Annotated in this window: 7 protein-coding genes; 3 read left to right on the forward strand and 4 right to left on the reverse strand. The window is 31.4% G+C overall.

Going from position 1 to position 7,063, the window contains the following annotated elements; translation table 11 throughout:
• Positions 1-200 precede the first annotated feature (200 nt).
• Positions 201-1,514: a magnesium transporter gene (mgtE, locus tag RH98_RS03865; RefSeq protein ID WP_010250701.1), complete on the forward strand. Its 1,314-nt coding sequence runs from the start codon at positions 201-203 to the stop codon at positions 1,512-1,514.
• Positions 1,515-1,584: 70 nt separating this feature from the next.
• On the opposite strand, the gene RH98_RS03870 is transcribed toward mgtE, so the two are convergent.
• The gene (locus RH98_RS03870; RefSeq protein WP_010250703.1) at positions 1,585-1,911 is read right to left on the reverse strand and encodes a hypothetical protein; all 327 of its coding nucleotides are present in this window, start codon (positions 1,909-1,911) and stop codon (positions 1,585-1,587) included.
• Between the two features lie 42 nt (positions 1,912-1,953).
• The gene (locus tag RH98_RS03875; protein ID WP_010250705.1) at positions 1,954-3,198 is read right to left on the reverse strand and encodes an MFS transporter; all 1,245 of its coding nucleotides are present in this window, start codon (positions 3,196-3,198) and stop codon (positions 1,954-1,956) included.
• 455 nt (positions 3,199-3,653) lie between these two features.
• Here RH98_RS03875 and meaB point away from each other — a divergent pair, with 455 nt between their 5' ends.
• Positions 3,654-4,754: a methylmalonyl Co-A mutase-associated GTPase MeaB gene (meaB, locus tag RH98_RS03880; protein WP_010250707.1), complete on the forward strand. Its 1,101-nt coding sequence runs from the start codon at positions 3,654-3,656 to the stop codon at positions 4,752-4,754.
• Position 4,755: 1 nt separating this feature from the next.
• Here meaB and RH98_RS03885 read toward each other — a convergent pair whose 3' ends face one another.
• Entirely contained in the window at positions 4,756-5,001 is a 246-nt protein-coding gene (locus RH98_RS03885; RefSeq protein WP_010250709.1) for a DUF8828 family protein, read from the reverse strand.
• A 10-nt stretch (positions 5,002-5,011) separates the two neighbouring features.
• Positions 5,012-6,385: an MATE family efflux transporter gene (locus RH98_RS03890; protein ID WP_010250711.1), complete on the reverse strand. Its 1,374-nt coding sequence runs from the start codon at positions 6,383-6,385 to the stop codon at positions 5,012-5,014.
• A gap of 138 nt (positions 6,386-6,523) precedes the next feature.
• Here RH98_RS03890 and RH98_RS03895 point away from each other — a divergent pair, with 138 nt between their 5' ends.
• The gene (locus tag RH98_RS03895) at positions 6,524-7,048 is read left to right on the forward strand and encodes a hypothetical protein (protein ID WP_010250713.1); all 525 of its coding nucleotides are present in this window, start codon (positions 6,524-6,526) and stop codon (positions 7,046-7,048) included.
• The last annotated feature ends 15 nt before the right edge of the window (positions 7,049-7,063 follow it).

Genomic DNA, 7,063 nt, shown 5'->3' on the forward strand with positions numbered 1-7,063 from the left:
AAACATCTTTATTTTAATACTTTAAAACGTTTTTTATTAAATAAAACAAAACATAACTTATAATTTTTAAGTATTTACTTCACAAACATCTATCTTTTTTATTATAATATCATTAGAAATTTTTAAGTAAAGATAGTAAAGCGTACTTTTGCACTACTTTGTAAAAAACATATAATTCTAATCTTTAAAAACTTCAATCTATGACATTTATAGATATGCACCCAGCCGATATCGCTGAAGCTATTTCTGAAATGAAAAGAAAAGAGCGAAATCTTGAATTCCTAAAACTTTCGCCTGATCTGAAAGTTGAAGTATTTTCTTTTTTAGACATTAATATTCAAGAAGAGATTGTACGAAGCATGACACAAGAAGATTATGCAGACGTATTAAATAATCTTGAACCTGATGACCGTACCGAATTACTTGAGAATTTTCCAGATGAATTAATAAAATACTCTATTAATCTGCTTAATGACAAAGAGAAACAAATAGCTCTTAATTTAATTGGCTATAAAGAAGATAGTATAGCTAGATTAATGACACCTCTGTATATTCAATCAAAAGCTAATAGAACAGTCAAACAAGTATTTCAACACATCAAAAAATATGGAAAGAAGGCAGAAACCTTAAACTATATTTATGTTGTAGATGATAACAATGTTCTTATCGATGACTTAAAAGTCGGTGAACTTCTACTAGCAGATGAAGACACATTAATTTCAGAATTAATTGACCATAACTTTGTTGCAATTAAAACAATGACGGAAATGGAAGAGGCTTTTGATATATTCGAGAAATATGATAGATCTGCTCTTCCTATTATTACTGAAAAAGGTGTTCTAGTAGGGATTGTAACATTTGACGACATTTTAGACAAAATTAAAGAGAGGGATACAGAAGATATTCAGAAATTCGGGGGTATGGAAGAATTAGATCTTTCCTATACACATACACCTCTTTTCGAATTAGTACGCAAACGTGCAGGATGGTTAATTATATTGTTTTTAGGAGAAATGCTTACAGCTTCAGCTATGGGACATTTCGAAGATGAAATTGAAAAAGCAGTAGTATTAGCTCTATTTGTCCCTTTAATTATTTCTAGTGGAGGTAACTCAGGATCACAAGCAGCTTCTTTAATTATACGTGCAATGGCATTAGGGGAATTAAAACTTTCTGACTGGTGGTATGTAATGCGTAAAGAAATTGCCTCAGGGGTTATGCTTGGAGGAATATTAGGTATTATAGGTTTTATCAGGATATTTATTTGGCAAGAAGCAGGTATATATGACTATGGAGAATATTGGTTTGCTATAGGAATGAGTGTCTCAGTATCGCTGTTATTTATAGTGTTATGGGGAACACTATCGGGTTCGTTAATTCCTTTTATATTACGTAGATTTGGCATGGACCCTGCCACTGCATCGGCTCCTTTTGTTGCCACTTTAGTAGACGTATCTGGACTGATAATTTACTTTAGCATTGCAGCAATGTTCTTAAGTGGTAAAATTCTGTAGACAATTCTATTTCTTAAATAAAAAATTAAAAGGCGTAAAACTGATGTTTTTACGCCTTTTAATTTTTATATCAATTGCTTGTATTAATTTTTTCTTTCATAAAGAATACGTCCTTATTTCCTTTATCAAATACTCTAGGACGTACTGTATCGCTGTAATGATTAATATTATTCACTAAATCTTTTTTGAATGAATACATCTTATATTCTTTAATGAAATAAACATTTTTATCAATATTCATATAAATCTGTGGATCTGCATTTTCATTAAATTCAGCAATGCTAACTTCATACTCTTTTTTATAATTTTCATCAAAACTAGTAGCATATACTTGTTTTGAACTGTTGCAGCTTATACTAAAAATAGCCACTAATATTATTACAACAAAATATTTCATACTTATAAAACATTGATTATAAGCAAATATAATTTATTTGCTTTATATTTCCTCTCTGAATTTCACTTTTTTCATATTAGGTAATAAACAAGCAATAATACCTATTAGAGGAAGATAAGCACAGATATGGTAAATATTTTCAATAGAAGTGTGATCTGCCCACCACCCTAGTACTGCAGAACCTAATCCTCCCATACCAAAAGCAAAACCATAAAACAATCCTGATACCATTCCAATCTTTCTTGGTAATAACTCTTGTGCATAAACTAATATTGAAGGAAATGCTGAAGAAATAATAAAACCAATAATAACAATTAAGATGCCTGTCCAAAAAAGACTTGCATAAGGCAGTAATAAAGTAAATGGAGCTGCTCCTAATACAGAGAACCAGATAATATATTTACGTCCAACTTTATCACCAAAAAATCCCCCTACTAGTGTACCTGCAGCAACAGATAATAAAAAATAAAACAAATAAATCTGTGCTTGCACTTCAGTTATTCCAAACTTTTCCATTGTAAAGAATTGAAAATAGCTTGAAATACTAGCGACATAGAAGTATTTGGAGAATATCAATAATAGTAAAACTGCAATAGAAGATGTTATTCTGAATTGTGATAATTCAGGAATTCGTATAACTTTCTTTTTCTTGTGTGTAGGGTGATTTAATACTCCCTTATACCAAGTACCTATAAAGAAATAAAAAAACTGTGCTATCACAGCAACTAAAACAAACCACAATAAATGAGTCTGACCGTTTGGAATAACTAACCATGCTACAAATAAGGGAGCTAAGGCAGTTCCTGTATTTCCACCTATTTGGAAAATGGACTGAGCTAAACTACGCTTGCCACCAGAAGCTACATATGATACACGTGAAGACTCTGGATGAAAAATAGAAGAACCTATTCCTATCATTACTACGGCACACAAAACAATTGCATAATTTGGTGCATAACTCAACATTACAACACCTATTGCAGAACATATCATTCCGAAGATTTGTGAAAATGGCTGGGGATGTTTATCGGTAAAATTACCTACTAAAGGCTGTAATAATGAAGATGAAATTTGAAATGCAAAGGTAATCATCCCTATTTGTGCAAATGAAAGCGTATAATTTTCTTTAAGCATTGGATACATCGCTGGTACAATTGCTTGTATAAAGTCATTGCACAAATGACCAAAACTAATAGCTAATAAAATAGGGTATACTGTTTTTTGAGCGAGGGATTGTTGATTTACCTTTTCTAATAGAGCTTTAGGTAAACTTAAAATTGAGTTCATATTGTTGTTGTTTTTTGTTGTTGCTTTTTTTAAAAAACCCTAAAGATAAAACAATCATATAAAATAGCTCACTAGCATTTAAAAGATTATAAAAGAAAAAGTCTGAGAATGATTTATAAATGAGAGTTTTCAACCATTATTAACTATGACAATTTAAGACACAGTAACATATAACAGAATAACAAATAAGAAAAAAAACTAGATCTTATACTATCAAGCATCTAAAATAAAAAACTCTACCTTGACAGTAAGATATTAAAGTACATTAAAATCTTTCATCAAAAAAGACAAATCCTCTGATCAAAGAAAGTTATGTTACTCATTGGTTTTCATGCATAATTTTAATTAATATAAAAATCCTTTATAAGTAGTAAAAATGACTCTTTACTCCTTTTAATTTCTATTTGAAACTTATTTTATTACTTTTACTTTATCAATTTATCAATTCCTATAAAGTGTCTACTACAGATAAAGAAAAGAACAATTCAGCGCTCAAAGAAAACAAAGGTATTGAACAACCAAACACTACCGATACCGATGTTATTAAAAAATTTCAATTAAGACGTCAACAAAAACGCTCTGTAGAGCAAATTATCGAGCAAATCATTAATCAGGATAAAGTAGCACTTAGCCAAGGAATAACACTTATTGAAAGTTTAAATCCAAATCATTACCAGCAAGCTGAAAAAATAATACAAGGATGCCTACCCTATGCCAATAATTCCGTAAGAATAGGGATTACTGGAGTACCTGGTGTAGGTAAAAGTACATTTATAGAATCCTTTGGTAAACTGTTAACCAGTATGGGTAGAAAGGTAGCTGTATTAGCAATAGATCCTAGCAGTAGTATTAGTAGAGGGAGTATATTGGGCGATAAAACACGCATGGAAGATTTAGTGAAAGACGAGAATGCTTATATCAGACCTTCTGCTTCAGGTGATAGTCTAGGAGGAGTTGCTAGAAAAACACGTGAGAGTATTATCTTATGTGAAGCATGTGGATTTGATGTAATATTAATCGAAACTGTTGGCGTAGGACAGAGTGAAACAGCTGTCCACAGTATGGTTGATTTCTTTTTGCTATTAAATCTTGCTGGTGCTGGAGATGAATTACAAGGCATCAAAAGAGGTATTATGGAAATGGCAGATGCAGTTATAATTAATAAAGCTGATGGGGAGAATACAAAGAAAGCACAATTAGCAAAACTAGATTTTAATAGAGCACTGCATTTATTCCCAAAAAAAGCATCAGGATGGACACCGAAAGTTAGTACTTGTAGTGCTATTAATAATACTGGTATTCAAGAAATATGGGAATTAATTGAATCCTATATTTCCCTTACAAAAGAAAATACTTATTTTGATACAAAGCGCAGAGAACAGAATCAATATTGGATGATGGAGACAATCAATGAAAATATATTAATGCAATTTTACAATTCTCCTTCTATAAAAGAACAAATTGCTGTAAATAAAAAAGCAGTGCAAAATAATGAATTATCACCTTTTGCAGCTGCTCAACAAATCTTAAAACTTTATTTTAAAGAAGGGGATTAGATTAGTCTTCTAAATCTTCATCTTCTACATAACGTTCCATTTCTCTCTCGTAAAACTCACCTGCTTTTACTAATAGAGTTTCCATTTCTGCTTCAATTTCAGACTCTTCAGACTCTTCAATTGCTTCTAAAAACTCAATCTCATCCGTGTTTAAGTTTACTATAAAACGAGGAAACTCAAGGTGGATAATAAAAATATCATCTGAAGTATCAGTATTATCAGCTAAAACAAACTTTGGTAATTCCATATTAAATATATTAATTGTTTCTTATTAATCTGTTTGACAGTATATGAAAGCGAAGATATAAAAAAATAGCTGCAGTTGTTAAACCTGCTAATAATCCTATCCATATTCCAGTTGCTTCTAAGCTTGTGTATAGTCCTAAGTAAATTGATACTGGGAATCCTATAATCCAATATGAAACAAAAGTAATAATCATAGGTGTATTGACATCTTGTAATCCACGTAAGGCACCTAAGGTTACAACTTGTATACAATCAGAGATTTGAAATATCGCTGCTACCAGTAATAATTTACCTGCGACACTTATAACTTCACTATTGATTTCAGCATTTACAATATCTTTATTATCCATAAATAACATTGGTATATACTGATGAAAAACCACAAATAAAATGGCAAAAACAGTATATATCATAACCGCCATCAAAATAATAGACCTAGCCACAATTTTTAATTGTACATAATCTTTCAAACCTCTCTGATTACCGACCCTAATCATAGCTGCAACACTCAATCCACTAGCAAACATAAAAGTCATAGAAGACATACTTAATGCTATTTGATTTGCTGCCTGCGCTACTGTTCCAATCATTCCTGACAGCCATACAGCTCCAACGAATAAAGCTACTTCAAAGAAACTCATCATACCAGAAGGTAAACCAATCTTTGTAATCTTCTGTACCATTTCTTTTTTAATTTCACTAAACTTAAGATCACATAAGAAAGCTTTAAATATCGACTGTTTACGCAATGCAAAATGCATATAAACAAGCATAACAATACGTGCTATTAATGTCCCGTATGCTGCACCAAGCATTCCCATTTTGGGGAAAATCCACACACCATGTATCAAAGAATAACTCAATATTAAATTAGTAATATTAGTTATAATAGTTGCATACATAGCATTTTTTGTTTTTGATTTACCATCTGCAAACTGCTTATACGCTTGGTACATTACCATCGGTATAAGTGATAATGCGACTACATCAAGAAATGGTTTTGCTAACAAAGTAACCTCTTTTGGCTGCCCCATATAGGCTAATAATGGCTTTGAAAAAAATATTAAAAAGAATAAAATCACCCCTATTATAGTACATAAGAACAAACCATTGACAAATACAGATCTTCCACCTTCAGTGTCATTTTCAGCATCACTACGTGCGACTAAAGGCGTTAAAGCTGTTGAAAATCCGACACCTAGTGAAATTGCTATAAAAACAAAACTATTAGCTAAAGAAGCTGCTGCTAATTCAGTTGCTCCTATTTTACCTACTAAGATATTATCTACAACACCTACAATTGTATGTCCTAACATTGCTAAAATAATAGGATACGCCAATCGGATGTTATAATTAAATTCTTTGTAATAAATAGATAAATTCATTGTTGTACTTTTTTGCAAATATACAGTCTTGAAGGCGAATTAAACTTTTTAACTTAACTGAATCTGCGAAAATCAATTCTCAAACGGCAAGTTTTTTGCTTACTAGTATCCATTATAACTTATAAAACTCAATAATTCATGATTGCATTAAGTAAAAAATTTACTTTTACTTTACTAACAACTGCTCTATTTATAGCCTCACCAGCTATAGCACAGAAAAAAGACAAACCTTATTATCCTAAAGGTTTTAGAATTGGCTTAGGCTTAAATGCGGGAGTCCCAACCGATGGAGATTACGATGCTACCATTGGTATAGATGCTCGACTACAATATGATGTCAGTAAGAAAACATCATTTACGCTTACATCAGGATACACACACCTATTTAATGGAGATGATGGAGATTTAGGTTTTGTACCAGTCAAAGCTGGTTTTAAACATTTCATGAGCAAAAATATTTATGCGATGGGCGAAGCCGGAGCCGGTTTCGGTACACATAAAGGAATGGGGAACACTCTTATTTTAAGCCCTTCTATTGGCTTTGCAAACAAGTATATTGATGTCAGTTTGCGCTATGAACATTATAATGACTACCACACCGATCAACTTGGAATTAGAATAGCTTATGGTTTTTCTTTAAAAAATTACAAAAAGAAAAAATAAATAAATACTACGTGT

Source organism: Myroides injenensis M09-0166 (assembly GCF_000246945.1).
Taxonomy (GTDB): Bacteria; Bacteroidota; Bacteroidia; order Flavobacteriales; family Flavobacteriaceae; genus Flavobacterium; species Flavobacterium injenense.

Excerpts from the sequence above, each read along its gene's own strand:
- RH98_RS03870 (WP_010250703.1), bottom strand. The coding sequence starts at position 1,911 with ATGAAATATTTTGTTGTAATAATATTAGTGGCTATTTTTAGTATAAGC.
- RH98_RS03875 (WP_010250705.1), bottom strand. The coding sequence starts at position 3,198 with ATGAACTCAATTTTAAGTTTACCTAAAGCTCTATTAGAAAAGGTAAAT.
- RH98_RS03895 (WP_010250713.1), top strand. The coding sequence starts at position 6,524 with ATGATTGCATTAAGTAAAAAATTTACTTTTACTTTACTAACAACTGCT.
- mgtE (WP_010250701.1), top strand. The coding sequence starts at position 201 with ATGACATTTATAGATATGCACCCAGCCGATATCGCTGAAGCTATTTCT.
- RH98_RS03885 (WP_010250709.1), bottom strand. The coding sequence starts at position 5,001 with ATGGAATTACCAAAGTTTGTTTTAGCTGATAATACTGATACTTCAGAT.
- RH98_RS03890 (WP_010250711.1), bottom strand. The coding sequence starts at position 6,385 with ATGAATTTATCTATTTATTACAAAGAATTTAATTATAACATCCGATTG.